Source organism: Lysinibacillus sp. FSL W8-0992 (assembly GCF_038008685.1).
Classification (GTDB): Bacteria; Bacillota; Bacilli; order Bacillales_A; family Planococcaceae; genus Lysinibacillus.
In genome coordinates this window covers 3174222-3201192 of the sequence record NZ_JBBOZQ010000001.1, presented here as the reverse complement: position 1 = coordinate 3201192, position 26971 = coordinate 3174222, and the positions used below count along the sequence as shown (strand labels likewise).

Sequence of the window (26971 nt, the reverse complement as noted above, 5' to 3'; positions counted from 1 at the left end):
GATTAATCAAAATGGGTTCTTTTTTTAGTTATTTGTGATGGCCAATATTGTAACGAATATTAAACATTGATTTTTCGGCTTGCCATCCAGCGAATCATTTCAGGATCAGCATGAGAGAAAAATTGGCTTTCTCCTTCGTTTAATGTCGCGATATCTTTCTTGTCTTCCTCAGTTAATTCAAAATCAAATACATTAATATTTTCTACCATTCGCTCTGGTTTCACCGATTTTGCTAAAACAATAATATCTTGTTCAACTAACCAGCGAGTGATTACTTGTGCAACTGATTTGCCATATTTTTCACCAATTTTAACTAAAATAGGATTATTGAAAATGTCGTTTTTCCCCTCAGCAAATGGCGCCCATGCTTCAGGCATGATGCCTTCTGCTTTTAACGCATCAATATTTTTCACTTGCTGCTGAAAAGGATTGATTTCAATTTGGTTGACTTGCGGAGTTACTTTGTTAAATTCAGCTAAATCAACAGCTCTATCTACCGCAAAATTTGAAATACCAATCGCACGAACTTTTCCTGTCTCCTGAAGTTCTTCCATTGCACGCCAGGCGCCATAAAAATCATTATATGGTTGGTGAATCAATAATAAATCAACATAGTCTAAGGCTAAACGATTCAAAGAACGCTCAAATGATGACTTGACACCATCATAGCTGACATTTTCTACCCATATTTTTGTAGTGATAAATAGTTCTTCACGCGAAACGCCAGAACTAGCAATTCCACGTCCTACAGCTTCTTCATTCATATAGCTTTGCGCGGTATCGATATGACGGTAGCCAGCCTTGATAGCTTCTTTTACCGAAGTTTCCGCTTGCATAGGGTCAGTAATTTGAAATGTCCCAAATCCTAAAATTGGTATCTCTACTCCATTGTTTAATTTAACAGTTTGCAGTCAAAATTCCTCCAAACAACTATTTTTGATTACATTGTTAACTATAAACTTTGGAGTTGACTCCATAGCAAGCGATTTAATCACTTTTTCTCTCCCATAGTTTTTCCAGGTTTTCGGAATTCATTTCCCCAGTCTTAAATTTAGCGATGTGTTCATCATAAGTTTCAATTTTATAGACCAGTAAATCTCGTACTTGATTCATTTTAGCTAATTTTTCGTCCAACTCTTTCAATTGATCCCTCAATATTTGTTTTTGAGCTTCTTCAACATTTTGCGTTTCTCGAAATTGAGCCAAAGTCGCAAACTCGATTAAAGACTCAATTGACAGCCCAGCATTACGCAGATTTTTAGCTAAATAAATCCAGTTCAAATCACTCGTAGTATAATCGCGATAGCCGTTCTCATTACGATGAACAGACGGAATAACGCCAACTCTTTCATAGTAACGTAAAGTATCCACTGTTAATTCAAACATTTCAGCAGCTTGTTTAATATTCATAACTATTCACCTCGTATAAATTGTATATTCAGTTTAAATTATAAACCTTGGAGTAAACACCAAGGAAAGATATATATACTCACAATTAGTAACATGGCTTGAAGTGAAAATTTTAGAACACGTTTTTTATGTAACATTTTGCACTATTGAAAGTAATAAATCGTATTATTAAGCCCCCAAACGTAAACCTTCAGATTTAACGTCACCACGAACGCCTTATGCTTTGCTAATAAGTTCGGTTTAAAACTTGCACTCGATAGATTGCAGACATGCCTGGCATACTAAAAAAGTTGTTGACAAAAATAGCTGAAAATAAAATTTTCGAAAACATATTTTTTGTTCAATTGATATACTTGTAGGTCTCCATATTTTAAAAATCCCCATAAATCTTTTGGTTTTATTATATGTATTTTTAAAAGCAGAATATGGATATATCAAACTGATTCTATTTGATTAGAATCATACATATATTGATGTTAATATTTCATTAAAACAGAAGTCTATAATTATTTCTAATGATGGAATTAAAATATAAGCGAAAATTACTTATAAAGATAGGATGATGGCGATTATTGAAAAATCTATTCTTGCTATGGTTATTTTACGCGTATTATCTGGGAGTATTGAAGTAAGTGCTGGATTTTTAATGCTAAAGTATAATAGTTTAGAAAAAGCTTTCTATATTAATACAATGCTTGCATTGGTTGGTCCAACAGTTTTAATCGTAACGACTGCAATTGCATTATTTGGACTAGCTGATAAAATTCCTGTGACGAGAATCATTTGCCTATTTACTGGAATTACACTTATTCTTATTAGCTCACATATTAAGTAATAATAAAGTTTCAATTGAGACTAGGTCCTACGATTGTAGAACCTAGTCTTTTTCATTAACTTCCAACCATTACTTAAAGAAAGATTTTTTAAATCTCATTGTATCTTCTCAGTTGGGGGTTCTTTTTTCCAACGAACGCATCATTACGCTTTCACTTTAGATTCAACGAATTGATTCAAAAATGAGAGGATTTTTTGATAAACAGCAATTTCATTTTCTTTTTTAGAGAACCCATGTCCTTCGTCTTCAAGAAGCATGTACTCGACATCACGACCTTTTTCTTTTAAGGCTTGCACGATTTGATCAGACTCCTCTTTCACAACACGGGGATCATTCGCTCCTTGGATAACTAGCATTGGTTTCACCATAGTTTCTAGATACGTAAATGGTGAGTATTCAATAAGTTTTTGCTTGTCTCTTTCAGGGTTTCCTACCCATTGATCCATAACTGGCTTCCAGTCTTCAGGAACCGAGTTGATAAATGAGAACAAATCAGATGGACCAAATATATCCACTACGGCTTTGAAATAATCAGCATGTCTACCGTGAAGCAATAAGGCCATGTAACCTCCATAACTTCCCCCCATCAATAAAATATTGCCTTTTTCCGCGTATCCATTTTCTATGAGCCAGTCGAGTCCAGCCACATTATCAAGACGTGGACCGTGTCCCCAATCTCCTTCTACCATTTTCATGAAAGCCAATCCATAGCCTGTAGAACCACGGAAATTTGGAGCAAAGATGCTATACCCATGATTTAAAAAGAATTGGAAGGAAGCTCTAAAAAATTTACGCTCTGCAGCTTGCGGACCACCATGTGGCCAAAAGATGATTTCACCATTATCATTTTCCTTTTTAGCTTTGAAAAATAAGGACTCTATTTCAAGTCCATCAAAGGAAGAATAAGTGATCACATCTGGTTCAACTAATTCGCTTTGATCTACACCTGGAACTGTGTATTCCGTTAAAGATGTCCAACCATTTTCCTTCAGTTGATAAATATTATGCGGCTTTGTAGCCCCTCTTCCTAATAAATACAAATTACCGGATTTTGTGACTATCAGTTTTTCAATGACACTGCATGGTGAATCTAGTTCTTCCCAATTATCCGAAAGCAAATCATGCATGTATAAATGATCTTCTACTCCTTTTTCACTGATTAAATACAGGCAATGCTTTTCTTTGTTATATTTCAACGTAGTAAAGCTTTCATTCTCTAAATCTTTCAATTTTACAAACTCATTTGTCTCTAAATTATACGAAGCCAAATACGTAAAATCAGCATCGTAATTCGTTAATAAATAGATGAGCTCATCGGATACAAAAACTGCGTCACTGACCGTATGTTGTTGATCTGTTAGCGGTGTTAGAAGAATATGTTCCTCTCCTCGTTTGGCGTATAGGAGTGTATACGTATTAGCAAAATGTTTATAGTAGAGGGCTACCTCTTCATTCGGGCTAAAATCGAGTAAAAAAGTGGGCGCATCTTTTCCCACAAGAACTGTTTCTTCCTTATCAGTCACCAAGTCATAGACATAAGCATTTAAATACGTTGGATTATCTTTCGAAGAAGTATAATATAGCTTGGTCCCATCTTCTGATAAAATTGGTCCAACATTGCGAGTTCCTTCTTCATAAATAATTTTCTTCATTGTCCCACCTTGAAGTGGAAGTCCATAAAATTGCGTATTTTCATCCCCATTATGGTCAAAACCAGCAATGATGAATCGCCCTTGTTTATCATAGAGAAGGCCATGACAGCTTTGGTCAATAAAAGTAAGCTGCGTCGGGAACGTATTTGGTAAATTCATGGCCCATAAATTATACTTGCCACTTAAATTTGTACTGAAAACTAGTTGTTTTTCATCTGGACTAACCGCAAAATCACCAATCGAAAATGTTCGTAAAAACTGTTCTACATCTGGTTTAGAAAAAGATATCATAATGAAACCTCCTACTTTTTTAATTGCGTGAAAAGTCTACCTATTTATAAAATACCATTATTACTCTTTAATGTATAATAAGATATAATTAATGCTCCTACATCTTCATATATGTATGTATCTTTTAAGTTATGAAACTTAAAAGATATACTTCGTTGTTTTACTCTTATGAAATTCTAATTTTTTTCGCCTTATTATTTATTATACGTTGTTAATATGAGGACATAAGCAAATTAGTTCAGGGAATACTAAAAATTCAACAAAAAAGAAGAAAGGAGATTGTCATTATGCTACAAAATTTTGAGGTAATTACACCGTTGTTTGAAGGTCACATTCACGAACGTTTTCAATTTAAAATAAACATTGAGGGGAATGACTATAGAGGAATCTTTCATGATAATGAAGTTCAATGGTTTCAACCACAACCTCATAGTAAAATTAACAAAGATCAACTTAAATCCATTGAAGCTCACGTTCACAATTTGATGAGTTAACGTTTATAACACTATCAAGCGTGGCTATCTATTAGCTGCGTTTTTTATGCAAATTTATTGCTATGCGGAGAGGATAAAAGAAATCAATAAATAGCAAAAAGCATAAGCATGTTACGCCTACGCTTTTTTAAAATTAATGTTCAGCCATCGATATTCTTTTACAAGCTATTTTTGCTGCGGTAGTTCCAACCCCAGCCTCAAGTGCTGCATCTACCGATTCTCCCCAAGAACCACTGCTAGCCTTTATTTCGTTCCCTGCTGTCAAAACTCCCTCTGCTACACTTTCAACACATTCATAATAGTCTGGATTAGGTTTATTATCAAGGTACTGTGCAGCTAGGTCGTCTGCTTTCTTTTGTATTGAAAGTCGTGCTTGTTCAGCTAATGAACTAAAAACACTCTCAGCTTGCCCACCAAAATGTACAATTCCGTCGTTAATGTCTCGAGCAGTACGAGGTATTTCTCCCATTTCAGATGACATATTTAGTCCTCCCAATCCTTGAAATTTGAACTTTTTAAGTTCACAAATATTTTATCCCACTGCGATTGTTCTTATCCATCAACTACTATTTCTTATTGAAATATAACAAGTTTGTCTCGTTTTTTTTGAATGTGAATTTGGACAAGAATTTAATGCCTTTTCGGTTGTCCGTAGATTCATGTCAGCGTTTATTTGCAGAATTTTAATTTCATGCTTAATTTTAACAATAATAACAACGCGATAAAACGCATCGAGATTCAGTTCTACGTACTCTTACCCATCTCAATCGCTCTCACAGCGCGAAATAATAGCCTTTTACTTATAACAATAAGCTACTATTCAAATGTAAAATTTACTGAGAGACTATTAAGTTCGTTAAATTATGATTATGGGCATGTTTTGTTTGTGAATATTACCTCTTTAATGTTAGGATTCGCAACCCTACTGACTATAAATAATTTGATAGACAGATGTATGATACCATTTATCCATTTCCAAATTTATAAGGCTTGATGAAGGATTTGAATACTAGCTTATTCTTTCTCCACTAATTTCAATTTTTCGTAACCATTTACAGATAACAAAAGAGTTTTTTGTTTTTTCCATATACTATAAGGAAATACTAAATTAATAATTGTATAATCGTTCGTGCGTTCAACATTTGCAGCATTTGCATAGAACGCTTCTTTACTGTCAGTTAATAGTTTTGTATCCATAATGTAATTTTCATCTTCAATATTTTGGCTGATTTTTAAGGATATATGCAACGAACCGTTAGTTAATGTAGCTTGCTGTAACTCAAGACCTGCCACCTCATTTTCTGCAACAAAGACTTGAGATTCAACTGTCGCAGGCTTTAAATCAAATGCCCATTCTCCGTCCACTGAAATGATACCCTCTTGTTTGGTTGAAAAATTGACCGTTTCAATGACTATTTTCGCACCATCTAAAGAAGGAACAGCTTTTGTACTAGACTCTATCAGCATTTCTAATGTTGCAGCATGTTTATTTACATTACTCAATTTAAACTCGCCACTACTAAAAATTCCTGGCCCTACTTTTGGTTTCGTATCGGATACGAAAGCATCTATTTCTTCACCTTGTTCGTTATAAAGGCGATATTCTATGTTCATATCGTACAAGTCGTCCATTTGTATATGATCCGATTTGATATTTAACTGCATAGCTAATCGATATGCATCAGCAAAAAAATGCTCCAGTGTAATAGTAACATCTTCTGATTGCTGTGATTGTGCCACATATTGCACATCGCCATGATCACTCGCTATCTCTATCCCAGGATCATTTAATCCGAAAAAGGATTGTAATTTTGCTAGAACTTTATCATTTGAAAACATTACAGCAGTAGCTAGTGCAATTGTTGCTACTGCGGCTGTTACAGGTTTAAGCCAAGAATTTTTAGTTTTTTTCTTTGATTGCTGACGAATCTGTTCATAGGATTGATCAAAAGCTATTCGCACTGATTGTGGTAACTCTTGCTCTTTATTCAATTCGTGCTGTAAGCGTTCCTCGATACTGTTTTTCATAGCAATTGCGCCTCCTCTAAATAATAGTCGTTTTTTAAAAACTGTTTTGCCCTCGAAATTCTGGATTTAATTGTACCTTCTGGTTCATGTAGTAATTCACTAATTTCCTTAGTTGTTAAACCGTTAACATAATAAAGTGTTAATGCAATACGATAATTTGCTTCTAAGCTGTTTAATGCATCTTCTAACTCAATGGGTAAACAATCATGATGAGCCAATTCATTTAATGTTTCTGTATCAAGTGACATTACCTGCTTATGCTGCTTCATAAAGCGATAACAATTGTTCAATAAGATGCGGCAAATCCATGTATTAAAATATTGCGCCTCTTTTAAAGTAGCTATTTTTTCAAATGCAGTTAATACGGTCTCTTGCAATAAATCTGCTATATCTTCATCTTGTAGACCGAATGCCTTTGCCGTACGATAAAGAATCATTTCGTATTGCTTTATTAACTGAATAAACGCCTCCCCATCTCCTTTTTGCGCTTTTGTAACTAGTAATGCATATTCCATTTTTAACACCTCTTCTCCCTTTACATATCGTTAGAGTATTTTAGATAGCAATTAGTTGCATAGCATGTGAATATTTTCTTAATTCTAAATTAACTAGTCGTACTCCAAAAGCGATGCACTGCAAATTTATCATGCTTTCACAGAAAACTTATTGTTTGTCAATAATAAATAAGCGCAACCAACGTTATGTTTACGCTTATTAAGCGTAATTTTGTAATTCAAAAAATTCAACTTGCCATATTTTATATCGTCCGACACTGAAGGTATTTCCTTTTACTAAAAAATTTTTGGTTCATAAGTTGTTTTTTTTAAACGAATGTACCTTTATAAATTGTTAGTTCGAACTACAAATCACAATATAACAATCTAGGAGGAGACAAAATAATGACATGTTATGAAAATAGCGTAAACACGTCACAGGGCAAAAGAGCAAAGCTTTTTGTTTGTGCAAGAAACAATGGAATCAATGTTGACGTATCACTAAGAGGTCAACCAGGAGAAGATGTAGTGATTCGAGGTTATGTTCAATTAGTTTTAGAAGAAGCGAATCAGTATGACGCTTGGGTTGAGGTTTCTTCCCAAAATGAAGGGTTATGGAAAGATTCTACTATTAAAGACAAAACCGCAAGGATTTTCCATCCTTACTATCCTGGAAAGAGCATAGTGCGAGTTATTGTAAAAATATATTCTGATGCAAATTACAAATATCTAATTGGTATAGCATCCACTAATGCTTTCGTTCGTCAATAAAGCAACAAAAATATTACATTTGGAGGAGATATATTTTGGTATGTTATGAAAATAGCGTAATCACATCACAGGGCAAAAGAGCAAAGCTTTTCGTTTGTGCAAGAAATAGTGGAAACTACGTTGCCGTATCACTAAGAGGTCAGCCAGGAGAAGATGTAATGATTCGAGGTTATGTTGAATTAATTTTAGAAGAAGCGAATCAGTATCAGGCTTGGGTTGAGGTTGCTGTCCATCGTCCTGGCTTCTGGGAAGATTCGAGGATTAGTGGCATGAACGGTCGTCTTTATCGTAATAAGAAAGGTATACTTGTACGAGTTATAGCAAAAATATATGCCGATGCAAACTACAAATACCTAATAGATATCGCATCGACAAATGCTTTCGAGCGTTAATAGAACTAAATAAAAACACCTTCGTCTCCTACGTAAGTAGGAGACTTTTCGCTTGTTTGACCACAATAAATTTGGGATAATTGTTATGAGAAACTTGTACATAGAGGTGATTAGAATTGAAAAAAAGCTATAAATGGATTCTTCTATTTGTAGTTGTAGTATTAAGTGTAAGTGTATTTTGGGTTATTAATAAAAATGATAAAGAGAAAGATTCAGACATTGCCGAAGATAATAGAGAAGAATCTATTACATCAAAGACTCGAGATTTATCTTGGGTAGATGGTGTTCATGCCGCAATGCTTGATGATTGGAAAAGTGGAGATAAAACGTTTAATGAGCGTCTAGTACAAGAAGTGATGCTAAAGATGACGTACCAAAAGCTCGATACACATGCAAATGAAGGTTCAATAGAGATAACAGCGCAAAGAATTGATAATTTAATACAGATAGCTGAAGAAGAGAAAGCCGTCTTTTTTCATAGTGAAACATATATAGATATATTAAAACGTTGGAAAGAAAATGATTTTTCAACAGTTGAAGATGATAATAAACTACTACATTCGCTCTTTGATAGATGAATGACAAGCTACACTACAACAATTTACTACTGCTTCGGTCACTAAATATTACATATAATAGCCTGCATAATTCAAATTGTAGACTGAAGTCAAAACCAAAGATATTTGACTTTGACTTCAGTCTTTTTTTCACTATATTAGTGGATGAATTGTACATACCTATCTCGTTAAGAATGTGCCCCCTATGTTATCCCCTATTCATTACAATGAACAAAAACTCATTTAACAATCTCCTGTATTTAATCCTTATTAAATTATCCAACAGCGATAGTGTGCAAACAAATAAATAGATCCAACAGCGCGTGTAGGGACTGGTGAAGGCAATCTAATCTACCCCTCTATTATTGCATGATGTCTTTCATCCCCTACCATCACATTTCCCTCTTGTTGTTCTAAAAAGCACTGTGAGCTTTTGCTAACAGTCGATTCATTAACAACATGTATTTGATTGATTGGCAAGATTAATACTACATACGCCTGTTTCCGGAAGATCCAATTCCACACGTTTAGATGCTTCCTCATCGCCAGATAAGTAAGATGTTATTGAACGGACTTGTTCATAGCCTGTTGCCATTAAAAATGTTGGTGCGCGGCCATAGCTTTTTGCACCGACAATATAGAAGCCTTTTTCTGGTTGTCTTAGTATTTCTTCTCCATGTGCTCTTACTGTTCCACAACTATGCTCATTAGGGTCAATTAGTGGTGCTAATGCTTGCACACTTTCAGTGGCTGAATCAATAGATAGGCGCAGTTCACTGTTTATTGAAAAATTAGGACGATTACCTGCATTGACAATAAGCTCATCGAATCCTGTTAATACGTTCTGTTTACCTTTTAAAGTACCAATAATATTAATTTTTTCTTCTTTTTTAACCTGAGAAATATAGAAAGGTATTACTACCTCAACTTTACCTGTATCTACTAATTCATGAATACGGAAACCGAGTGCGCCTCGTGCTGCTAATGCATCTTTCTCTTCGCCACCATAAGCGTCTTCTACAGAATTTTTTCGCAAAATCCATACTAACTTTGTTGAAGGATTTTCTTTTTGTAATTCTGCAAGTGACAATAACGTATTGATCGCTGAATGACCACCGCCAATAACAGCAATCTTCTTATTGGCATATCTCTTACAATTCGAATTTATATCTGGAATACTATACTCAATGTGATTTGCTAATGCTTTTTCATTTTGTAGCCATATTCCTGTAGAATTTGCTGGGTTTGGATTGCCCCAAGTACCTGTCGCATCTATGACAGCTCTCGCCTCTATGACCTTGATGTCGTCCTCTTTTTCAACATAAACATTAAAGGATTGATTTACTCGGTCTTTTGTCTTCATCTTGTCATTAAATTGTCGTGAAATCCCTATTACTTTTGCGTTTAATTGAATATTCGGCTTAATTTGTCCTAACTCTGCCAAAGGTTTTAAATACAGATCAATTAATTCATGTCCCGTAGGTAACTTATCTAAATTAGGTTGTACCCAATCAGAATGCTCTAATAAAGCTTTTGCAGCTTTATTGATGTTATATCGCCATGGAGAAAATAACGTAACATGCCCCCAACTACGAATATTATGTGCTATTTCCTGTCCTGCCTCTAATAAAATAAATGATTGCTTTTGTTCTACTAGATGAGCTGCTGTAGCTAAACCAATTGGGCCAGCGCCAATTATTACAATGGGTAAAATATTATTGGATTTATTTATGCCCTTTTGTACCTCCATATCGGTAGCAGGCGTACAACAAGATCCACTTTGTTTGATTACTTTTAGTGATTTCATAATTAACTTCTCCTCTTTCATTATTATATAAGCATTTCCTTATATAAATAGCATAGCTATACATTTATTTAAAAGTTTATAAGGATTGCTCCTTATAATTTATTAGTTTTAAAGTATTTTTGTTGCCAATGTAAGGCAACCCAAACAAGTCCTATAAGAACAGGTACTTCTACAAGTGGACCAATAACAGCAGCGAATGCCACCCCACTATGAAGGCCAAACACGCCAACTGCTACGGCGATAGCTAACTCAAAATTGTTACTAGCGGCTGTAAAAGACAAAGCTGCTGTAACAGGATAAGATGCGCCAGCTTTACGTGAAGAGAAAAATGAAACAGCAAACATCACAATAAAGTATATAAATAACGGAATTGCGATACGAACTACATCAAGTGGCAATTCGACTAATTGCTCACCCTTTAGGGCAAACATCATCACTATCGTGAACAGCAGTGCAATTAAAGTCAGTGGTGAAATCTTCGGTAAGAACTTTTCTTCATACCACTGTTTCCCTTTCGTTTTAATCCCTATCCAACGAGAGAGGAACCCTGCTGCAAATGGAATGCCTAAATAAATAAGTACGCTCTTTGTAATCTCCCACATGGAAATGGAGACATGGAAATTTTCTAAACCAAACCAACCAGGTAATACATTTAAGAAAAAGTAAGCAAATATTGAATATGTCAATATTTGAAAGATAGAGTTAAAGGCAACTAGACCAGCTACATATTCACGGTCTCCACGTGCTAAATCATTCCATACAATGACCATGGCAATACAACGAGCTAAACCAATCATAATGAGTCCAGCCATATATTCTGGATAATCATGAAGAAAGATAATGGCTAAAAAGAACATTAAGAAAGGTCCGAGCAACCAGTTTTGAAAAAGTGATAGTAAAAGCACCTTCCAATCCTTAAATACTCGCCACATTTCTTCATACTTAACTTTCGCTAAAGGCGGATACATCATGACAATTAACCCTATAGCAATGGGTACCGATGTTGTACCGATTGACATGGACTCTAGTGCTTCACCAATATTGGGCATCGTAATACTCAATAAAACACCAATACCCATCGCAACAAATATCCAAAGGGTAAGGTAACGATCTAGAAAAGAAAGCTGTTTGGTTAAAGATTCATTACTCATTATCAGTTCCCCCTACATGGCTACAATCTGTGCTACAGTTGCAGCCGTTTAAAGGCTGAATTTGTTCTAAAATGCCCTTCATTAGTGGCGTTTGTTCCTCTACTAAACGGTAATGTTTCCAAGTCCCTACTTTTCGTTCCGTAATAATGCCTGCCTCCTTTAATTTGCGTAAATGCTGACTAACTGCTGGCTGTGATATACCTAAAACATCCACAAAATCACATACACATACCTCCCCATTTTTCATACATGCAAGTAATTTAATACGGTTCAAATCAGCTGCTGCTTTTAATTGTTTTTCAATTAGTGTGTTTTCCATTTATCTACACCCCTTACATAAACATTTGCTTATATATTAGTTTAAATAAAATCACCTCGTTAAAAAAAGGTGATTTATCCGTATATAACTATATACTTATATTATGATTTAATGTTTTGATTTGCAATAGATATTTACTCAATTTGAAAATTTCTTTTGAGAACGCCTTTAGTTTAATAAGTTTGAAAAAGTAGTGGCAATTTTTTTAAAGTTGTTAGTTTTCTATTCTAATGAAGCATTTTTCTAAAATCTCTATTGTTTCAATTTGTAGATTGTTTAAATCAATTTTTAAATAATCCTCACGCTCTGCACCTTCTTCGCCCAACCAACAAATATAGATTTCACAATAATCACCTTGTGGAAGCAACTCTTTTAGGAAAAGACATAAATGTTGAAAAGTCTTTTTTGATTTTTCATAGTTATGTGTTGAATGAATCTTTTGATATTCATTTATTTGCCAAATAGGTTTGCTTTTTTCAAAAACTTCATAAATATAGGGCGTAGAAAAATGCTTCTGCTTAACTACATTCCGATGTTCTTCGTCTGAGAAAACATAATTAATTTCAACTTCATCCTCTTTATAAAACTCATAAAGTTTTACTGGAAAGTTTAACCCAATATAAGTTACCATACTCATTTTCAAAACTCCTTCTTTCTAATAGATATTAGCGAAAAAAGCATTACCGAAAGTTTTGTCCATATGAAAATGAAGGCATCAGTCCGGCAAAGTCTCCTGCCAAACTAGCAAGCGGCTTCCACTTATCGATAGCTATTTTATAGTTTCCTGCATAGATTGCTTCGTCTATTTGGACACATTCAACTTTTCCAAGCACTAAATAATCGCCACCGACAGGAATAATTTGGGCTAACTTAAGTTCTATCGAGATTGGGGCTTCTAGCACGGCCGGTACATTCAACACTTTACCATTCTGGACAGTTACACCAGCAAGCTCAAATTCATTTTTCTCTGGCTCTACACTAGCGGATGAACGATACATCGCTTCCCCAAGCTGCTCAGGTACCATATTAATTATATATTCCTTTACATCACGAATGTTCGTTAATGTATCCTTAATGCTTCCCTCTCGTTCATTTACACCTGGTCCTATTGAAATTAAAAGTGTTGGTGGATTTCGAGAAGCAACTGTAAAAAAGCTGAAAGGTGCTAAATTTAAAATACCATCCTTACTTTTGGATGAAACCCATGCAATCGGTCTTGGTATAACAGAGCCAATTAACAATTTATACATCTCATCCTCGCTCAAATCATTTGTATTAAATATAAGTTTCTGTTCTTTAGACATCTATTCATCCACCTTCAACTATATTTGATTGAGTAATATGTCGATTCTATAATAGAATTATTATAGACTTCAAAACTACTCATAATTCCATCTTAAATTATATACTCGAATACAAATAAAACTAGTATGCACTTTTTTGTTAGGTACTTACTTAAAGGAGAGTAATGTTTTTGCCAGAATTAAGTAATAATTTCACGAGACACAACAAACAAAAACCTTTTGACTTCACATTATCGTTAATCGGTGGCAAATGGAAAATGAAAATCATGTATGAATTATCCTCCGATACGATTTTACGTTATGGAGAGTTAAAGCGGAAAATTCCAGCTATCACTCACAAAATGTTGAGTTCTCAGTTAAGAGAACTAGAGGATTCTGGAATTGTTTACAGAGAGGAATACCCGCAAATTCCTCCAAAAGTAGAATACTCCTTAACGCCAAAAGGAAAGAGTTTAATGCCAATATTAGAGGAAATGTGCAAATGGGGCGTGGCAAATCAAATATGAAAAGTGCTATGTGGATTTAATTCAAGATTGCGGACAAACAAAGAGTGCTGAATTGGGCTATTCCTTATTTGATCTTGCCAAGCTAGAGGCGATCTATACTGAGTTAGTACTAACCAGTGCGAATGTAAGCGAACTTGCCGATTGAGGATGTTGTCCATGTATGAAATGCTTGAGAATATGGAAATGAAGCTAGAGAGTAATAAAAGGCTTAGAAAAATCTGCTAAGCCTTTTTGAAGATTTCATCAAACTAACTTGTTTGACGTTACTTTAGAACCGCATTTGCTATTGCTAGAGCTATGACCAGATTGAGTTTGAATCTGTCTACTACAGGTCGAATTAATTTTTATTCTGATATTAAATGAATCTTCTCTATTAGATTTTCTATTATTGAATTTATTTCTGCATATCCATAGTAACGAACATATATAACGGCTTTACCATTAGAAGCAAACACTTCTTTTGAAGCCCCTTCCTCATGAACAATCAATAGATCCAATTGTGGATGATTTATTTCAACAAAATTCTCATGACTATCCCCATACCTATATCTTTTTATTAAATCAGCGATCAGATTATCCGTTAGAGCCGATATGCTCAACTGATAAACCTTCGTATGAATACTTGGTGAATATTCACCACTCCCGTCTTCCCACATTTCTCCGGGAACGATCCCACTTTCATCTGTATCATATTGCACCGGTGCTAATGGACCCCAATTATATGTATATCGGTTTTCCCAATCAACACCATCTCTCATATATGAAGTTTCTCCTCGAATTAATGCAGGATTTTTCTCGATATCTGCTAATCTGACAATGGGTAAATCTACATTTTCTTTGGGCAATGTTTTCGTCTCCCCTTTTACAAGCTGTAACAATGGAAGTATTGCACTCAATCCAATAACTACTGTAATGAGGAAAGCTAAAGTTGAATTTAATCGGTAGTGCTTTTTCCAAGGGGCATGATGATCAATCGGTTTTCCTTCGATAAGATTTTTTCGCAAAGCACGAATGGAAAAAGCTGCTTGTAGCGCATTATAGGTCGTATATCCGATAAAGGCGGTTACAATAGTTTGTTGAATAGCCAATCCTTGAACCAAAATGAGCGTAGGCGTTCCATCAAGAAACCAAATAGCACACAACATACCGATCATTAAGATCATGGCACCAGTAGCTATACATGCATTCATCGCTAATTTCTTATCCAGTTCCTTTAATGTGTACGATTGCTCAGCGGGATCTGTATGTAGTTCTGGTGCATTGAGTTCAACGGGTGAAGAATATACGTGAAAAAAATTATAGCTTGTTACATAATCCCATCCACTTTCCTCATACATCTGTATTTGTTCTGGCGTAATCTTCTTATTTATGGATACATCTATTCTGAACCTCATTTTTTTCGGTTCACCTTTAACAAAATGGGCGAAATGTAACCCCATCTTTTTTAGATGGAACCCCATTGCTGCCATGTCTGAAAACCAAGATTCATGTTCACCGATGCGCCAATAATCACTAGGTCGAAGTTTACGGACGATTTTATTCATGCTCATCACCTTCCTCTAAAATGGTGCTATCTTTTATCAACGCTTTTAATCGACTGTACTCGAAACGCAGCGCTTGCTCTCCTTCTGTTGTAATTTGATAGGTCTTCCTTCTGCCATCATCTTCCGCTAATGAAATAAGACCGTCTTTTTGCATTCGGGAGAGTACACCGTAAAGTGTCCCTGGTCCCATTTTTAATCGGCCATTCGAAACTTCTGTAATGGAATGCATTAGCTGATACCCGTGGTTAGGACGCTTTAACGCTAGTAATACATAATACATTGCTTCTGTCATCGGTCCCCCATTATATGCCATCGGTTACAAACCTTCTTTCATTCTATAAACTATTATGTTATACGATATATCGTATAACATAATAGTACTTAATGGTATATCTAATGTAAATAAATATAAATAGTTTTTACGTGGTAAATTGTCGTGAAAAAATTACATGTTAGATAATTTGATAAAGAACTAACAGTTTAATGTATTTTTCTCGATTTCAACTAAACATAAAATATTAGTATCACGATTTTTATATGACAAAGGTATATATTTTAAGTAAACGACATTATTTGGCGTGTAGTGTTATCTGATTACAAGCTTACTTACCTTACATAAAATATCCATAACAATAAAAAGACAAGTGTAAATTTAATTTACACTTGTCTTGCAATGAACAATTCATTTATTTTGTAAAGTCAATAACCATACGGCCTGTAATTTTACCTTGTTCCATTTCTTCCATAATTTCATTAATTTCTTCGATTTTACGTAATGTTACTTTCGGTACTACTTTACCTTCTGCTGCAAATTGGAATGCTTCTTGTAAGTCTTGGCGTGTTCCAACTAATGTGCCAATTACTTGAATACCGTCTAGAACTAAACGTGGAATATTCAAATCCATAGTATCTACAGGTAAACCAACAGCGACAACGCGTGCGCCAGCTTTTACAACATCAATCGCTTGGTTGAATGGCGTTTTAGCTACAGCTGTAATTACTGAAGCATCTAAACCTCTACCATTTGTCAGCTCTTTCGCTTTTGCAATTGGGTCTTCATTTAATAAGTTTACGACAACGTCTGCACCTACTTCTTTAGCAAACGCTAACTTATCATCATTTATATCGAATGCAACTACTTTTGCACCGTAAACATTTTTAGCGTATTGGACAGCTAAGTTACCTAGACCGCCAATACCAAATACCCCGATCCATTGCCCAGGACGGATATTTGATACTTTCACAGCTTTGTAAGTTGTAACGCCTGCACAAGTTACAGAAGAAGCGGCTGCTGGATCTAAATTATCAGGGACTTTTACAGCATAATCAGCTGATACGATAACTTGCTCAGCCATAGCGCCATCTACTGTGTAACCTGCATTTTTTACGTCACGACATAGTGTTTCGCGACCTGTCGTGCAGTATTCACAGTGTCCGCAGCTTTCATACATCCAAGCGATTGATACACGGTCACCAACTTTTAGAGAAGTAACGCCTTCAGCTACTTCAATAACTTTACCAATACCTTCGTGTCCTAGAACGATTCCTGTTACATCACCAAAATCAGCATTTTTTACGTGTAAATCTGTATGACATACACCACAAAATTCTGTTTGCACTAATGCTTCACCATGTTTTAATGGTCTAAGTTGTTTCTCTTCCACACTTACACTTTTTTCTTTTGTTACGACTGCTGCTTTCATAATTAATATGCCTCCTTAAAAGTAAGAAATTCATGTTAATTAACAAATGTGCATGCACTTAAATGTGAATTCGCTTCCATTTTAAAAAAGATTTAAAATGAATACAATATATTTAGATAAATTCATAAAAAATAAGTCAAGTTTCCCAAAAAATTGCTATATTTTTATATAAAGTGAAATATCTTATATCTAGATGGTCGTCGTTTAGTTATCAAAGTTACTTTTCCTGAATGAGATTTGTTAATCTTTTCTAAAATAAATTAAGGATACTAAATCATCTTCTGTACAGACTAGTTGCAGGAGGTGATTTTCAATGGCTAACAATAATCAATATAAGACAGATGTAAATCATGTAAAACAACAAAATCAACAAGCAGAAGCGAAGAAAAAATATGCTTCTGGTTCAACGAACTCGATGAAATCAATGGATGTGGAATTTGGGACTGAAACGGATGTAAATCATGTGAAACAACAAAATCAACAAGCAGAAACGAACAAAAAATATGCTTCTGGTCGTTATGCAAACGAAAATAATTCAAAATAAGTTTAAGCTCCTAAAACCGGCAATTATTTTGCCGGTTTTTTTGAATTATTTCTTCGGTTATTCAAAGCTTTTGAACTAAAGGCTAAGTTAAAAGGACTGTTAGCATGCACTAACAGTCCTTTTTTAACAACATGTATTTGATTGACAAGATTAATACTACATACGTCTGTTTCTGGTAAATCCAATTTTACATGTTTTGATGCTTCCTCATTGCCTGATAAGTTAACAACCCGGTAAGTTAATTCTTATTATTGAACTAACTCAACTCATTAGTTTAATAAGGAATGACTTCTTCACAAATATTATCAAAATCTACTCAGTAATAAATATCCAAAAAATCACCTTATCTATAAAGTAACTATAGGAATAAGGTGATTTAAATCAAACTAATATAAATAACGCCAATTATTTTAAAATAAAAATCTGCACTACGTTTAGCGTGATTCTTTTATAGGTTGGCATTCTTCACATTTTGTTTGGTTTTTATTTTTAAATTTCGCAAATGTTTTTTCAAAGTTATTACCACATGCACATTTGAATAGTAACTTTTGAGAAAATCCGAGATACTCCGTCGTTAGCAACTTACTTTCCGAATTGTTTTCAACAAATTTTTTAATTTCACCAATCGTCCAACGTTTATTCATTCTCATACACCTCCATACTTTATCGTTCTGCGGAGGCTTCTTTTGGCATCCGTTCAAATAAAAAAGTCTTAATTATCTTAAGCTCCTCATTATAACATGAGCTGACACACAATAAAACAGATGAAAGGTATCTAATTATACTAAATTCAACGCTATTAACCCCCTTACTACATCAAGTAAGGGGGTGTATTTATTTTTATTTTTGACTACCTTTTATTGAATAGCTATTCTACAAGTTCATTGGGCTTCCTCGTCTGCTGAAGGGCCGTAGAAACCTGGCACCGGAATATCGAGTAGGCGTAAGTATACCCCAAGCTGCGCACGATGGTGGACCATATGGCTTATACCAAAGGTCCGGAACGCAATCGCTCTTGGCTCACGTTGGATGATATAATCTCCATGGCGCAGTGTCCACTCTTCGCCAAGCGTTTTTTCGTCGCATTCGGACATTAACTTTTCAAGCTTGCCGACGTTCATATCAAACTCATCCAGAATGTCAGAGCGTTTTTCTAAAGCCTCTCGCCGTAGCGGTACTGTAGCAAGATCAAAGTCCTGGTACTGAAATATTGCAATTTGCCAATTTAATAGGTTGATCAGGTGTGTGGCTAGCCCGCCGAGCGTCATCGATTTTTCGTGTGGCCGCCATGACATATGCTCCTCGGGCAAGCGTTCCAAAATGCGACGCGTAGAAGTTAGTTCTTGTGTTATGTCGCCGATAAATAAATGTTTAACCATTTATTCCTCTCCTCCTTTATCGTTAGGTATAACAATCTGCCAGACTTATTTCTTTTGATAACTTCAACAAAAAAAGCGTTAATCCTTCTTCGATTAACGTGCCAATTTATTTATATAGATTTTATACAAGCTGTTCCCTTTTATCTGTCTTGATTTTCATAATATGCTTCATCCGCATGTTTTTGGTCTGTTCCTTTAAGATAGGCTAGAATCATTTTCGGACGTCTAAGTAAAACCCAGTCGCTATGTTTATCAAACTTTCTGCTGGAAGTTAGGGCGGGTATGACGATGGAAATTTTTAAATCCTCTTTATTCTTAGCTTCTGAAGTGTTTATACAATCTCCCCCACAATTAAATATTAGCTTTCTAATTCAAAATATATTCAATTGTAAAAGTGAAAATGTCTGCTTGAACTAAAGTGCACAATTAGCTTATTCCATAAAAAATAAAACTAGCCTCCATTTTTAGGGAACTAGTTTTATTTTAACTTATTTATGATTGCATTCTTTTTTTCTTGCCAGTATTGTACAAAAAATTGACTGTATATAGTATTTTTGATTAACCTACTCCAATTACCCTAATTTTCTTTGCATTTTAAAGGTTATTATAGAGATGACTATTGCGATGCAAGTAATTGTACCACCGATTATTGCATTTAATTCAACATAATATGAGTCTATAATAGTTCCCCCGATTGTGGAGCCTATAGCCATCCCAATATGAGCACCAGAATTATTTAAGCTTTGATGGATATCGGATGTAGAAGATGCAGAAGAAACGATATAGCTTTGAATAGCAGGTTGCAGTGACCAACTTAGTAAACTCCATAATAATATTGCCCCAATGAATAGAACAACGGAAAATTTCAGTAGTGGTATCGCAATAATAGTTATTGTAAATAAGGACAATACTGAAATAATAGTCCGTTTTGCACTAATACGATCTGTAAAATAACCACCTAATAAACTCCCGAATATCGAGAATAAACCAATGATTAAATACATAAGGCTAAGAGATTTCTCTGATAGATTTAGTGTTGACTGTAGAAATGGTGTTAAATAAGCATATAGAGTCATGTGACCTGTGAAAAACACGATAGAGATTGAATGAATAAGTAAAATTTTTCTATCCTTTATCGCTTTTACTTGTGCTTTCAAAGGCAATTTCTTATTTGGCTCAATTTTTCCCAATGCGAAAAATACTATTAACATAAGCAACAATGTCAAAATGGCAATAAATAAAAATGGTGCTCTCCAACCTAATTCGCTTCCCAACCATAAACTAAACGGTACTCCAAAAACGAGAGATGCACTAACCCCCATTAATACAAGGCCAATTGCTCTTGCCGTATGCGAATCATCGCTTATTTGAGAAGCGATTGTGATGCACAACGAAACAAGGAGCGACGCACACATAGCAGATAAAATTCTTGCTGCCATAAGGAAAACATATAAATCACTCAACACAATTATCATATTCGTCACAAAGAAAATGAACAAGACAATTAGAAATAACCTTTTGCGCTCCATCTTTGAGGTTAAAGACAATAAAATGGGTCCTGATATTGCAAAACTTAACGAAAACATTGAGATTAACAATCCTACTTGGCCATATGAAATATTCAAATCTTCAGCTATAAGTGGAAGCAATCCTCCAATAACTAATTCAACTAGACCTACTATAAAAGTAATAATCGCAAGTAGGTAAATTCTTTTATCCATCTTCTCACTCCTAAATAAAATAAAAAAAATGCAGCGCTCCTAAGATGCTAGGAGGCGCTGCATTTAAACATTTTCTTTGTTAATTCGCTAACATGACGTCCATAGTCATGTCGCCTTATGCAATTATTTAATATAAATAATATAATCAATCATTTCACTTTACAAGCAAAAATTTTCACTTTCACAGTTTTTTGATTTTGATAATAGCTGGTGTTGTAACTTGAATACAACTATTTATTCCGAAGAAGAATGAACCTATGCATTCACGTTCTACTCTTCTTCTTCAAGTAAAATAACACTTTCTAGATTAATGACAAATCTTCTTAATTCTTTTGCCACTTCATTATTAATATTTCCAGCTTGATACCATTCATTTATAAGGCTGCGTTGTGTTTCAATTGCTATTAAAGCTAAGTATTCTTTTAGTTCCTCCTGTTTGGAAGAATCCAATTTATTAGTAGCATATTGAGGGTGACGATAGTACATCGCCACTTTTTGCGCAATATCTAAAGCATGTTCATTCGTTTCTTGCACATGCCTTACAATTGAAGATGATACATAATCCGTTAAATCTTTTTTTACATTATTTATTTGTTCTACAATATCGATAGGTAGTTTGCTCAACTTGCGTTCATGTGAAAAATTACGCAAGCGACGTTTTAATAAAGTAAATGAACGGTTATTCAACATATCTTTTCTTTCTTTAAGAATATAGTTTATTTCATGTTGGATTGTTTGATTAAATCCGTGCTCAGTCATATATTGATGTGTATAAAATATTTCTAATTCCATCCCAACTTTCCTAGCTTCTAGTATTTTTTGCTTGTAAGTTTGAAGTACTGCCTCAGACTGTTCTAGCTCAATATTTAATAGCATGGCGTTATATTGATTTATTAAACTTAAAGCAACTGGAGCATTTTCCTCATCTGTTTCAAGTTGAATACTTTGAATTGCATGTTCAATCATCTTTCGTTTTTCATTCATTAAATTGGATTGTTGTGATGCTTCCTGTTTGTTTAAAAAAGGTAAAAATAAAGTAGCCATTACCAAGGTAAATAAAATGACACCTGCTGCTAAGAAGAGAAGTAATTGCCGCTCAGGAAATAGTTCCCCTTGATTGGTTAGTAACGGTATCGATAAAATCCCTACCATCGTGATTGTTCCTCGAACCCCAACAAGTGTTGTCACGATATGATCTTTAAATGTTAAAGTATCTTCACTTTTAAATAGTTTTTTATCCAGTAGATCGAAAAACATCGTCCAAATAAAGCGGATACCTAACACCAGAAAACCAATAACCAATACATATAAAATGAGTACACTATTGTTAATTTCTTCACTGACAAGTATAAGTTTTGTTGCAGTAGGTAGCATCAATCCTAGTAAAATAAAAATAATTCCATTTAATGTAAATGTCAACATTGACCAAAAATGCTGTGTTACTAAATGTTCCTGTGCAATAATACTTACTGCTTTTTCTTTAATAATGGTTGCAATAATTCCCCCTGCAACGACAGCTATAACACCCGATGCGTGAAATACTTCTTCGGATAGAAAAAATAAAATAAAGGGTGCTAGTACTTGTAGCAGTACGTAAAATGTTACATCTACAATTCCTATTCGCCGTAATTGAAGGCGGATCCAAAACAGAAATAATGCACCGAATATCCCAATAAGTGCGCCTACAAAGAACATATACATAAAGTCAATTGTTGCTGATTTCATTGAAAAATACCCTGTTACAATTGCTGCAACAGCATATTTAAACGCAATTAACCCCGATGCATCGTTAATTAAAGATTCGCCACGAACCAAATTCATTATATGGTCTGGAATGTGGACTCTTTTGGCGATACCATTGACCGCGACTGGGTCAGTTGGCGATAAAATAGCCATTAAAGCAAATGCAGCAGCTAATGGTATTGAAGGAATCATCCAGTGCACAAATAAACCACCAACAATAGTAGTTAATAATACTAAAACAATTGCGTTACCTAAAATAGGTAACCTCATTTTCCATAATTGTTCACGAGGAAAATGTGCCCCATCATAATAAAGTAACGGAGCAATAAACAATAGTAAAAACCATTCTGATTCAATCTCAAAGGTGAAATCTTTTGTTACTAAAGCAACGACAATGCCAACTGCTATTTGAATAAGAGCAATTGGAATGAAAGGAATATAATGTGCGAGCACATTTGTAACTAATAATAAAACGAGTAGAAATAATATTGAGATTAAAATTTCCATTTACGGTCCCCTTTTTGTAAAGCATTCTGTATTATAATTTTTCAAATCCAAGCAAATTAGAATGGATTAATTTCCCCTTCACTTATAAACTACCCAAATTTGTTCTTCTCTACTGCAGTAAATGCTTTTTCAACAATTAGCTTTTGTTAAATGACTGTAATATACACTCATTTTTCCAATCACAAAGCGTTTATAGGCATCGATAAAGCCGTTTCCTTAAAGGGAAGCGGTTTTTTTGCAATAAACTGAACTTCAGCTTTGAAGAGGTTTGGACTTATGTACAATTTTGATATGCAAATATTTAGCGATTAATCCCTGCTCATTTCATTAGACGACAATTTATTAGTTGCATTCGAAATTACTGAATACAACTATATAAAGGAAAAATGGTAGTTTATTTAAAATGAGGTAATTTCTATAAGTAACAAAAAAATAGTGAAATATAAATTATAATATAATAATATTAATATAGTTCTTATTAACAGTAGTACTAATAACCCCCTTTCTTGGGTGTAATAGGAGTGAAGAAAAAGGATTTCGGTTTGGCTTTCACCTTTAACGGGTATATGCCAGCGAGATAGGAAATTATGGATAAAAAGGAGTGTACTACAAATAATGCCGAAAAATCTTTTGAAAACTAATGATTTTCAAAAAGGGATTAGAGGAATGAGTAAAAAAATCTTTTCTTCTTCTCTTGCTTTAGCGATTAGTTTTGGTGTTTTAGGATCTACAGAAAAAGCTTTTGCAGGAACTGCTTCTTCTCCAGATGTTTATGTTAATGGTAAACAAATTACTTTTACATCCGATTCTGCACCAGAGCTTTTAAATGGAACAACTATGGTTCCAATTTCGCAAATTATCCCCTCTATGGGGGCAACAGTTGTATATAACGGGACAACGAAGGAAAGTACAATTACAGATAATGATGGAACAGTTATTAAAGTAATTGTTGGAAGTAAAACAGCTTACAAAAATGGTGTTCCATTTACACTGCCACAAGCCCCTTATATAAAAGGTGGCAGAACAATGGTTCCAACTAGAACGTTCTCTCAAGGTTTTAATAATACAGAAGTGAATTGGGATGGTTCACCTAACTATGTTGTAGGTATTGTGCATGATACTTTTAAATTTCCGATTATTATGTATCACAGCATTAGTTCAACTGCACCTACTGGAACTGGTTCTGGAGCAGAGATGCCGACTTCACAATTTGCAGAGCAAATTGCTGCCTTAAAAAATGCAGGGTTTGATGGTATTTCGTTTGATGAGTATTTAACATATAAAACTACTGGCAATTTACCTTCAGGGGTTGATAAGCCAATTATTATTACATTTGATGATGGCTATGAAAATAACTACACAGAAGCTTTCCCAATACTTCAACAGTATGGGATGAAAGCAACAATGTTTGTCGTTTCAAGTCAAATGGGACAAACTCCTGGTTCTTTAAAGCATTTTGATTGGAATCAAGCTCAAATGATGAAAAATTCTGGTCTAATTGATATCCAAAGCCATACACATGATCTTCACAAAAAGCATGATGGAGTTACTGGTCCCGCTAGTCAAAGTTTACTTTCAGCACCGTACTACAATGAAACACAAACACAATATGAAGCTCGTATTAAAGCAGATTTACAAGCCTCCTATAATGCTATTAAAAACAACATAGGGATTGGAAATACGCAAACACTTGCTTATCCATACGGTCAGACTAATGCAACTGTTGAGAAAGTAGCTTTAGAAGTAGGGTTTGATTTAGCACCTACCGTTAAATTTGGCGTAGCCTTTAAAGATTCTCCTAGACACCAACTCGACCGAATCACAGCTAATGAAGGGCAATCAGGCTCATCTTTACTAGCTGAAATTGATCAATATTCATATTAAACTACTGGATTATAAAACTAGGGATTGGTTTATATCAGTCCTTTGTTTCTATAATAAAATAACTAAGGAGAGTTGATTTTGAAAAAAAATAAAATGAAAAAGATTATGGTTTCCGTTTTAGCAGCAGGACTCATATTGTCCAGTCTTCCTTTCTCAAAGGCTGAAGCAGCTATTCCAGAAATAGCTAATCCAAACAAAACAGTTATGCTTGTGCCTTTGGACGACAGACCTATGAACACAGATACCGTTAAAAAGGCAGCAGCCGCGGCTGGTATTAAATTAATCATGCCACCTAAAAACATTATTGCTACTAATTTACAAGAAGACTATACAGGTACAGGGTCACATGGCGGTGATGCTTCTGCTGTTATTCAATGGATTAAAGATAATGACCATTTAGCAGACGGATTTATCTTTTCGGCTGACATGATTCATTCTGGTGGTTTAGTTGAATCTAGAAGCTTTTCACCAGCGTACTCAACTGCTCAAGGGACTTCTAATTTAAATATTATTGATGAAATTGATAAAGCTTTCCCTAACAAGCCTATTTATGTTTTTGATTCTGTAATGCGTTTTGCGTCCACGCTAGAATACGAGGGTTTGACACAGAAAGATTATGACAATTTACGTATACTTGGGAAAATTCCTCGCAATCTTAATTCTTCAAGCCACGCCAATGTTAAAGCTAACTATGATATTGCTTATGTTAAAGATAACCCAGCTGGTGGTGGAAAAATTCAATTTACTAATCTTTCTGAAGCAACAAAATCTAAATATTATGCAGCTAGAGCGAGAAAGTTCGATTTAAACAAAGTAGTCGTTGACAAAACATCTGCTGGAAAAATTGATTATGCCGTTTTCGGTGTAGATGATTCAAATCCATTGGAAAATACAATTCAAACTAATGAGATTAATTGGCTTACATGGCAACAAAATAACGTCTTAGGGATTGCTAAATCAAGAATTGTATCTGATATTGACGGTATTTCTCTAAACTTATTAGCTCGTATGACGAAAGAGCTTTACAATCAGCCATCTTTAAAATACTATGTTGAATATTTTGGAACAGACGGCAAAACAACCGTCATTAAGGATGAATACGGTTATGAAAATGTACACGCTACTTTAAAGAAACAAATTGAAATTAGCGGTGGTACTTATGTAACCGATAAAAATTCAGCTGATGTCAGTCTTCTAGTTTTAAGTCCTGCATCAATTTATCGCGGTGCGTTAGTTTCTGCTTTTGAAAGCAATATGGTAAACAGTATACCTACAGTTGTGTTGGATTTTTATAGTGATCATGCTGATAGTTATATAATGAGCAACATATTAGCGGGAACAAATGCCTCTCGTATGCTTGCGTATTCTGCCTGGAATACATTAGGAAATCGTATGGGTATTGCTTTAGGTACTGCAGGCTCAAGGATGAATTTTATGAAATATGAAACAGATCCTACTAAACTGAGAGATGCTTCAAAAGCTTTTGCTTCTTTGTCAATTGATCGAATTATCGAAGATTATGGTTAAAAGGCGAATCGACAAGAAAATGTTAAAAAAGAAATTGTTAATACGTACAAAGGTAATGTTTGGAATATGAAAAGTGGTGTGCCTGAACAATCTAGTACAATGTCATCTTCTCAAATAAAAGCTATTGATAATTACCTGCTAACTCAAATGCAAGCTGCACAAAATGAGGTTGTTAAATCTTTTTCTGGCAGACGTGTTATCGAAAAAATGAATGGGCCTAGAAGCTTAGGTCTAGTATTCTTTAATTCTGCTCCTACATTAACTGATTCAGATGTAAGTCTTCCTTGGAACCGTTACTTTGAAGCCCAAATAGACACTGGAGCATCTAATTTATACGATTAAATACAATCAGAGCGTTACTACATTGTTGTGTAGTAACGCTCTTTTAAAATAAAATCATTTTCTTCA

Annotated in this window: 28 protein-coding genes and 1 pseudogene; 10 read left to right on the top strand and 19 right to left on the bottom strand. The window is 34.6% G+C overall.

Translation table 11 applies throughout. From position 1 onward, the window contains the following. Positions 1-59: 59 nt before the first annotated feature. The gene (locus NSQ74_RS16140) at positions 60-911 is read right to left on the bottom strand and encodes an aldo/keto reductase (protein ID WP_340826480.1); all 852 of its coding nucleotides are present in this window, start codon (positions 909-911) and stop codon (positions 60-62) included. 76 nt (positions 912-987) lie between these two features. Then, the gene (locus tag NSQ74_RS16135) at positions 988-1410 is read right to left on the bottom strand and encodes a MerR family transcriptional regulator (protein ID WP_340824658.1); all 423 of its coding nucleotides are present in this window, start codon (positions 1408-1410) and stop codon (positions 988-990) included. A 559-nt stretch (positions 1411-1969) separates the two neighbouring features. Between NSQ74_RS16135 and NSQ74_RS16130 the strand changes: the two genes are divergently transcribed. Next, positions 1970-2245, top strand: a complete 276-nt coding sequence (locus NSQ74_RS16130; RefSeq protein WP_340824655.1) for a YqhV family protein — start codon at positions 1970-1972, stop codon at positions 2243-2245. 143 nt (positions 2246-2388) lie between these two features. Here NSQ74_RS16130 and NSQ74_RS16125 read toward each other — a convergent pair whose 3' ends face one another. Continuing rightward, positions 2389-4188 carry a S9 family peptidase gene (locus NSQ74_RS16125; RefSeq protein ID WP_340824653.1) on the bottom strand — a complete coding sequence of 600 codons (1800 nt, stop codon included), beginning with the start codon at positions 4186-4188 and terminating at the stop codon, positions 2389-2391. A gap of 287 nt (positions 4189-4475) precedes the next feature. Here NSQ74_RS16125 and NSQ74_RS16120 point away from each other — a divergent pair, with 287 nt between their 5' ends. Next, positions 4476-4682: a hypothetical protein gene (locus tag NSQ74_RS16120; RefSeq protein ID WP_340824651.1), complete on the top strand. Its 207-nt coding sequence runs from the start codon at positions 4476-4478 to the stop codon at positions 4680-4682. Between the two features lie 133 nt (positions 4683-4815). Here NSQ74_RS16120 and NSQ74_RS16115 read toward each other — a convergent pair whose 3' ends face one another. The 3 genes from NSQ74_RS16115 to NSQ74_RS16105 form a co-directional block, all read right to left on the bottom strand. Beyond that, complete coding sequence (locus tag NSQ74_RS16115; protein WP_340824650.1) at positions 4816-5163, bottom strand: hypothetical protein; 348 nt, start codon at positions 5161-5163, stop codon at positions 4816-4818. A 533-nt stretch (positions 5164-5696) separates the two neighbouring features. Further along, on the bottom strand, positions 5697-6710 hold the full coding sequence (locus NSQ74_RS16110; RefSeq protein ID WP_340824648.1) for a DUF4179 domain-containing protein: 1014 nt from the start codon (positions 6708-6710) through the stop codon (positions 5697-5699). After that, on the bottom strand, positions 6707-7225 hold the full coding sequence (locus NSQ74_RS16105) for a sigma-70 family RNA polymerase sigma factor (RefSeq protein ID WP_340824647.1): 519 nt from the start codon (positions 7223-7225) through the stop codon (positions 6707-6709). Before NSQ74_RS16105 ends, NSQ74_RS16110 begins: the two co-directional genes overlap by 4 nt. 384 nt (positions 7226-7609) lie before the next feature. On the opposite strand from NSQ74_RS16105, the gene NSQ74_RS16100 reads away from it, so the two are divergent. The 3 genes from NSQ74_RS16100 (at position 7610) to NSQ74_RS16090 (ending at position 8945) form a co-directional block, all read left to right on the top strand. Continuing rightward, positions 7610-7975 carry a hypothetical protein gene (locus tag NSQ74_RS16100; protein ID WP_340824646.1) on the top strand — a complete coding sequence of 122 codons (366 nt, stop codon included), beginning with the start codon at positions 7610-7612 and terminating at the stop codon, positions 7973-7975. A gap of 35 nt (positions 7976-8010) precedes the next feature. Beyond that, positions 8011-8367 (top strand): hypothetical protein, encoded by a 357-nt coding sequence (locus NSQ74_RS16095; RefSeq protein WP_340824644.1) that lies wholly within the window; start codon positions 8011-8013, stop codon positions 8365-8367. A 116-nt stretch (positions 8368-8483) separates the two neighbouring features. Then, on the top strand, positions 8484-8945 hold the full coding sequence (locus tag NSQ74_RS16090) for a DUF6241 domain-containing protein (protein ID WP_340824642.1): 462 nt from the start codon (positions 8484-8486) through the stop codon (positions 8943-8945). A 430-nt stretch (positions 8946-9375) separates the two neighbouring features. On the opposite strand, the gene NSQ74_RS16085 is transcribed toward NSQ74_RS16090, so the two are convergent. The 5 genes from NSQ74_RS16085 to NSQ74_RS16065 all read right to left on the bottom strand — a co-directional run bounded on the left by NSQ74_RS16085 (position 9376) and on the right by NSQ74_RS16065 (position 13505). Continuing rightward, positions 9376-10731 carry an FAD-dependent oxidoreductase gene (locus tag NSQ74_RS16085; protein WP_340824640.1) on the bottom strand — a complete coding sequence of 452 codons (1356 nt, stop codon included), beginning with the start codon at positions 10729-10731 and terminating at the stop codon, positions 9376-9378. A 92-nt stretch (positions 10732-10823) separates the two neighbouring features. Continuing rightward, positions 10824-11882, bottom strand: a complete 1059-nt coding sequence (gene arsB, locus NSQ74_RS16080) for an ACR3 family arsenite efflux transporter (protein ID WP_340824638.1) — start codon at positions 11880-11882, stop codon at positions 10824-10826. Then, a complete protein-coding gene (locus NSQ74_RS16075) occupies positions 11875-12201 on the bottom strand; it encodes an ArsR/SmtB family transcription factor (protein WP_340824636.1) in 327 nt (108 codons plus the stop codon). Before NSQ74_RS16075 ends, arsB begins: the two co-directional genes overlap by 8 nt. Positions 12202-12415: 214 nt before the next feature. Beyond that, positions 12416-12838 (bottom strand): hypothetical protein, encoded by a 423-nt coding sequence (locus NSQ74_RS16070; protein ID WP_340824634.1) that lies wholly within the window; start codon positions 12836-12838, stop codon positions 12416-12418. A gap of 43 nt (positions 12839-12881) precedes the next feature. Then, complete coding sequence (locus NSQ74_RS16065) at positions 12882-13505, bottom strand: flavin reductase family protein (RefSeq protein WP_340824632.1); 624 nt, start codon at positions 13503-13505, stop codon at positions 12882-12884. Positions 13506-13675: 170 nt separating this feature from the next. Here NSQ74_RS16065 and NSQ74_RS16060 point away from each other — a divergent pair, with 170 nt between their 5' ends. Next, a complete protein-coding gene (locus tag NSQ74_RS16060) occupies positions 13676-14011 on the top strand; it encodes a winged helix-turn-helix transcriptional regulator (RefSeq protein WP_340824630.1) in 336 nt (111 codons plus the stop codon). A gap of 344 nt (positions 14012-14355) precedes the next feature. On the opposite strand, the gene NSQ74_RS16055 is transcribed toward NSQ74_RS16060, so the two are convergent. The 3 genes from NSQ74_RS16055 to adhP form a co-directional block, all read right to left on the bottom strand. Beyond that, entirely contained in the window at positions 14356-15555 is a 1200-nt protein-coding gene (locus NSQ74_RS16055; RefSeq protein WP_340824629.1) for a DUF2812 domain-containing protein, read from the bottom strand. Further along, positions 15548-15868, bottom strand: coding sequence for a PadR family transcriptional regulator (locus NSQ74_RS16050; RefSeq protein ID WP_340824627.1), 321 nt, complete (start codon positions 15866-15868; stop codon positions 15548-15550). The genes NSQ74_RS16055 and NSQ74_RS16050 overlap by 8 nt, the downstream gene beginning before the upstream one ends. A gap of 373 nt (positions 15869-16241) precedes the next feature. Further along, a complete protein-coding gene (gene adhP / locus NSQ74_RS16045; protein WP_340824626.1) occupies positions 16242-17258 on the bottom strand; it encodes an alcohol dehydrogenase AdhP in 1017 nt (338 codons plus the stop codon). Positions 17259-17571: 313 nt separating this feature from the next. On the opposite strand from adhP, the gene NSQ74_RS16040 reads away from it, so the two are divergent. Further along, positions 17572-17802, top strand: coding sequence for a gamma-type small acid-soluble spore protein (locus tag NSQ74_RS16040; protein ID WP_340824624.1), 231 nt, complete (start codon positions 17572-17574; stop codon positions 17800-17802). A 434-nt stretch (positions 17803-18236) separates the two neighbouring features. On the opposite strand, the gene NSQ74_RS16035 is transcribed toward NSQ74_RS16040, so the two are convergent. From NSQ74_RS16035 to NSQ74_RS16015, 5 genes and pseudogenes are all read right to left on the bottom strand, one after another. Continuing rightward, a complete protein-coding gene (locus NSQ74_RS16035) occupies positions 18237-18446 on the bottom strand; it encodes a hypothetical protein (RefSeq protein ID WP_340824623.1) in 210 nt (69 codons plus the stop codon). A gap of 237 nt (positions 18447-18683) precedes the next feature. After that, a complete protein-coding gene (locus NSQ74_RS16030) occupies positions 18684-19181 on the bottom strand; it encodes a DinB family protein (protein ID WP_340824621.1) in 498 nt (165 codons plus the stop codon). A gap of 140 nt (positions 19182-19321) precedes the next feature. Beyond that, positions 19322-19456, bottom strand: a pseudogene (locus tag NSQ74_RS16025) (glycosyl transferase family 2); the annotation flags it as partial. 297 nt (positions 19457-19753) lie between these two features. Further along, entirely contained in the window at positions 19754-20902 is a 1149-nt protein-coding gene (locus NSQ74_RS16020) for an MFS transporter (RefSeq protein WP_340824619.1), read from the bottom strand. 270 nt (positions 20903-21172) lie between these two features. Then, the gene (locus tag NSQ74_RS16015; RefSeq protein WP_340824618.1) at positions 21173-23152 is read right to left on the bottom strand and encodes a Na+/H+ antiporter; all 1980 of its coding nucleotides are present in this window, start codon (positions 23150-23152) and stop codon (positions 21173-21175) included. A 666-nt stretch (positions 23153-23818) separates the two neighbouring features. On the opposite strand from NSQ74_RS16015, the gene NSQ74_RS16010 reads away from it, so the two are divergent. The 3 genes from NSQ74_RS16010 to NSQ74_RS16000 all read left to right on the top strand — a co-directional run bounded on the left by NSQ74_RS16010 (position 23819) and on the right by NSQ74_RS16000 (position 26905). Beyond that, on the top strand, positions 23819-25036 hold the full coding sequence (locus NSQ74_RS16010; RefSeq protein ID WP_340824616.1) for a polysaccharide deacetylase family protein: 1218 nt from the start codon (positions 23819-23821) through the stop codon (positions 25034-25036). A gap of 78 nt (positions 25037-25114) precedes the next feature. Continuing rightward, positions 25115-26563 carry a DUF4127 family protein gene (locus NSQ74_RS16005; RefSeq protein WP_340824614.1) on the top strand — a complete coding sequence of 483 codons (1449 nt, stop codon included), beginning with the start codon at positions 25115-25117 and terminating at the stop codon, positions 26561-26563. Between the two features lie 78 nt (positions 26564-26641). Continuing rightward, positions 26642-26905, top strand: coding sequence for a hypothetical protein (locus NSQ74_RS16000; protein WP_340824612.1), 264 nt, complete (start codon positions 26642-26644; stop codon positions 26903-26905). The last annotated feature ends 66 nt before the right edge of the window (positions 26906-26971 follow it).

Excerpts from the sequence above, each read along its gene's own strand:
- NSQ74_RS16135 (WP_340824658.1), bottom strand. The coding sequence starts at position 1,410 with ATGAATATTAAACAAGCTGCTGAAATGTTTGAATTAACAGTGGATACT.
- NSQ74_RS16130 (WP_340824655.1), top strand. The coding sequence starts at position 1,970 with ATGATGGCGATTATTGAAAAATCTATTCTTGCTATGGTTATTTTACGC.
- NSQ74_RS16125 (WP_340824653.1), bottom strand. The coding sequence starts at position 4,188 with ATGATATCTTTTTCTAAACCAGATGTAGAACAGTTTTTACGAACATTT.
- NSQ74_RS16120 (WP_340824651.1), top strand. The coding sequence starts at position 4,476 with ATGCTACAAAATTTTGAGGTAATTACACCGTTGTTTGAAGGTCACATT.
- NSQ74_RS16115 (WP_340824650.1), bottom strand. The coding sequence starts at position 5,163 with ATGTCATCTGAAATGGGAGAAATACCTCGTACTGCTCGAGACATTAAC.
- NSQ74_RS16110 (WP_340824648.1), bottom strand. The coding sequence starts at position 6,710 with ATGAAAAACAGTATCGAGGAACGCTTACAGCACGAATTGAATAAAGAG.
- NSQ74_RS16105 (WP_340824647.1), bottom strand. The coding sequence starts at position 7,225 with ATGGAATATGCATTACTAGTTACAAAAGCGCAAAAAGGAGATGGGGAG.
- NSQ74_RS16100 (WP_340824646.1), top strand. The coding sequence starts at position 7,610 with ATGACATGTTATGAAAATAGCGTAAACACGTCACAGGGCAAAAGAGCA.
- NSQ74_RS16085 (WP_340824640.1), bottom strand. The coding sequence starts at position 10,731 with ATGAAATCACTAAAAGTAATCAAACAAAGTGGATCTTGTTGTACGCCT.
- arsB (WP_340824638.1), bottom strand. The coding sequence starts at position 11,882 with ATGAGTAATGAATCTTTAACCAAACAGCTTTCTTTTCTAGATCGTTAC.
- NSQ74_RS16075 (WP_340824636.1), bottom strand. The coding sequence starts at position 12,201 with ATGGAAAACACACTAATTGAAAAACAATTAAAAGCAGCAGCTGATTTG.
- NSQ74_RS16070 (WP_340824634.1), bottom strand. The coding sequence starts at position 12,838 with ATGAGTATGGTAACTTATATTGGGTTAAACTTTCCAGTAAAACTTTAT.
- NSQ74_RS16065 (WP_340824632.1), bottom strand. The coding sequence starts at position 13,505 with ATGTCTAAAGAACAGAAACTTATATTTAATACAAATGATTTGAGCGAG.
- NSQ74_RS16055 (WP_340824629.1), bottom strand. The coding sequence starts at position 15,555 with ATGAATAAAATCGTCCGTAAACTTCGACCTAGTGATTATTGGCGCATC.
- NSQ74_RS16050 (WP_340824627.1), bottom strand. The coding sequence starts at position 15,868 with ATGGCATATAATGGGGGACCGATGACAGAAGCAATGTATTATGTATTA.
- adhP (WP_340824626.1), bottom strand. The coding sequence starts at position 17,258 with ATGAAAGCAGCAGTCGTAACAAAAGAAAAAAGTGTAAGTGTGGAAGAG.
- NSQ74_RS16040 (WP_340824624.1), top strand. The coding sequence starts at position 17,572 with ATGGCTAACAATAATCAATATAAGACAGATGTAAATCATGTAAAACAA.
- NSQ74_RS16035 (WP_340824623.1), bottom strand. The coding sequence starts at position 18,446 with ATGAATAAACGTTGGACGATTGGTGAAATTAAAAAATTTGTTGAAAAC.
- NSQ74_RS16030 (WP_340824621.1), bottom strand. The coding sequence starts at position 19,181 with ATGGTTAAACATTTATTTATCGGCGACATAACACAAGAACTAACTTCT.
- NSQ74_RS16020 (WP_340824619.1), bottom strand. The coding sequence starts at position 20,902 with ATGGATAAAAGAATTTACCTACTTGCGATTATTACTTTTATAGTAGGT.
- NSQ74_RS16015 (WP_340824618.1), bottom strand. The coding sequence starts at position 23,152 with ATGGAAATTTTAATCTCAATATTATTTCTACTCGTTTTATTATTAGTT.
- NSQ74_RS16010 (WP_340824616.1), top strand. The coding sequence starts at position 23,819 with ATGAGTAAAAAAATCTTTTCTTCTTCTCTTGCTTTAGCGATTAGTTTT.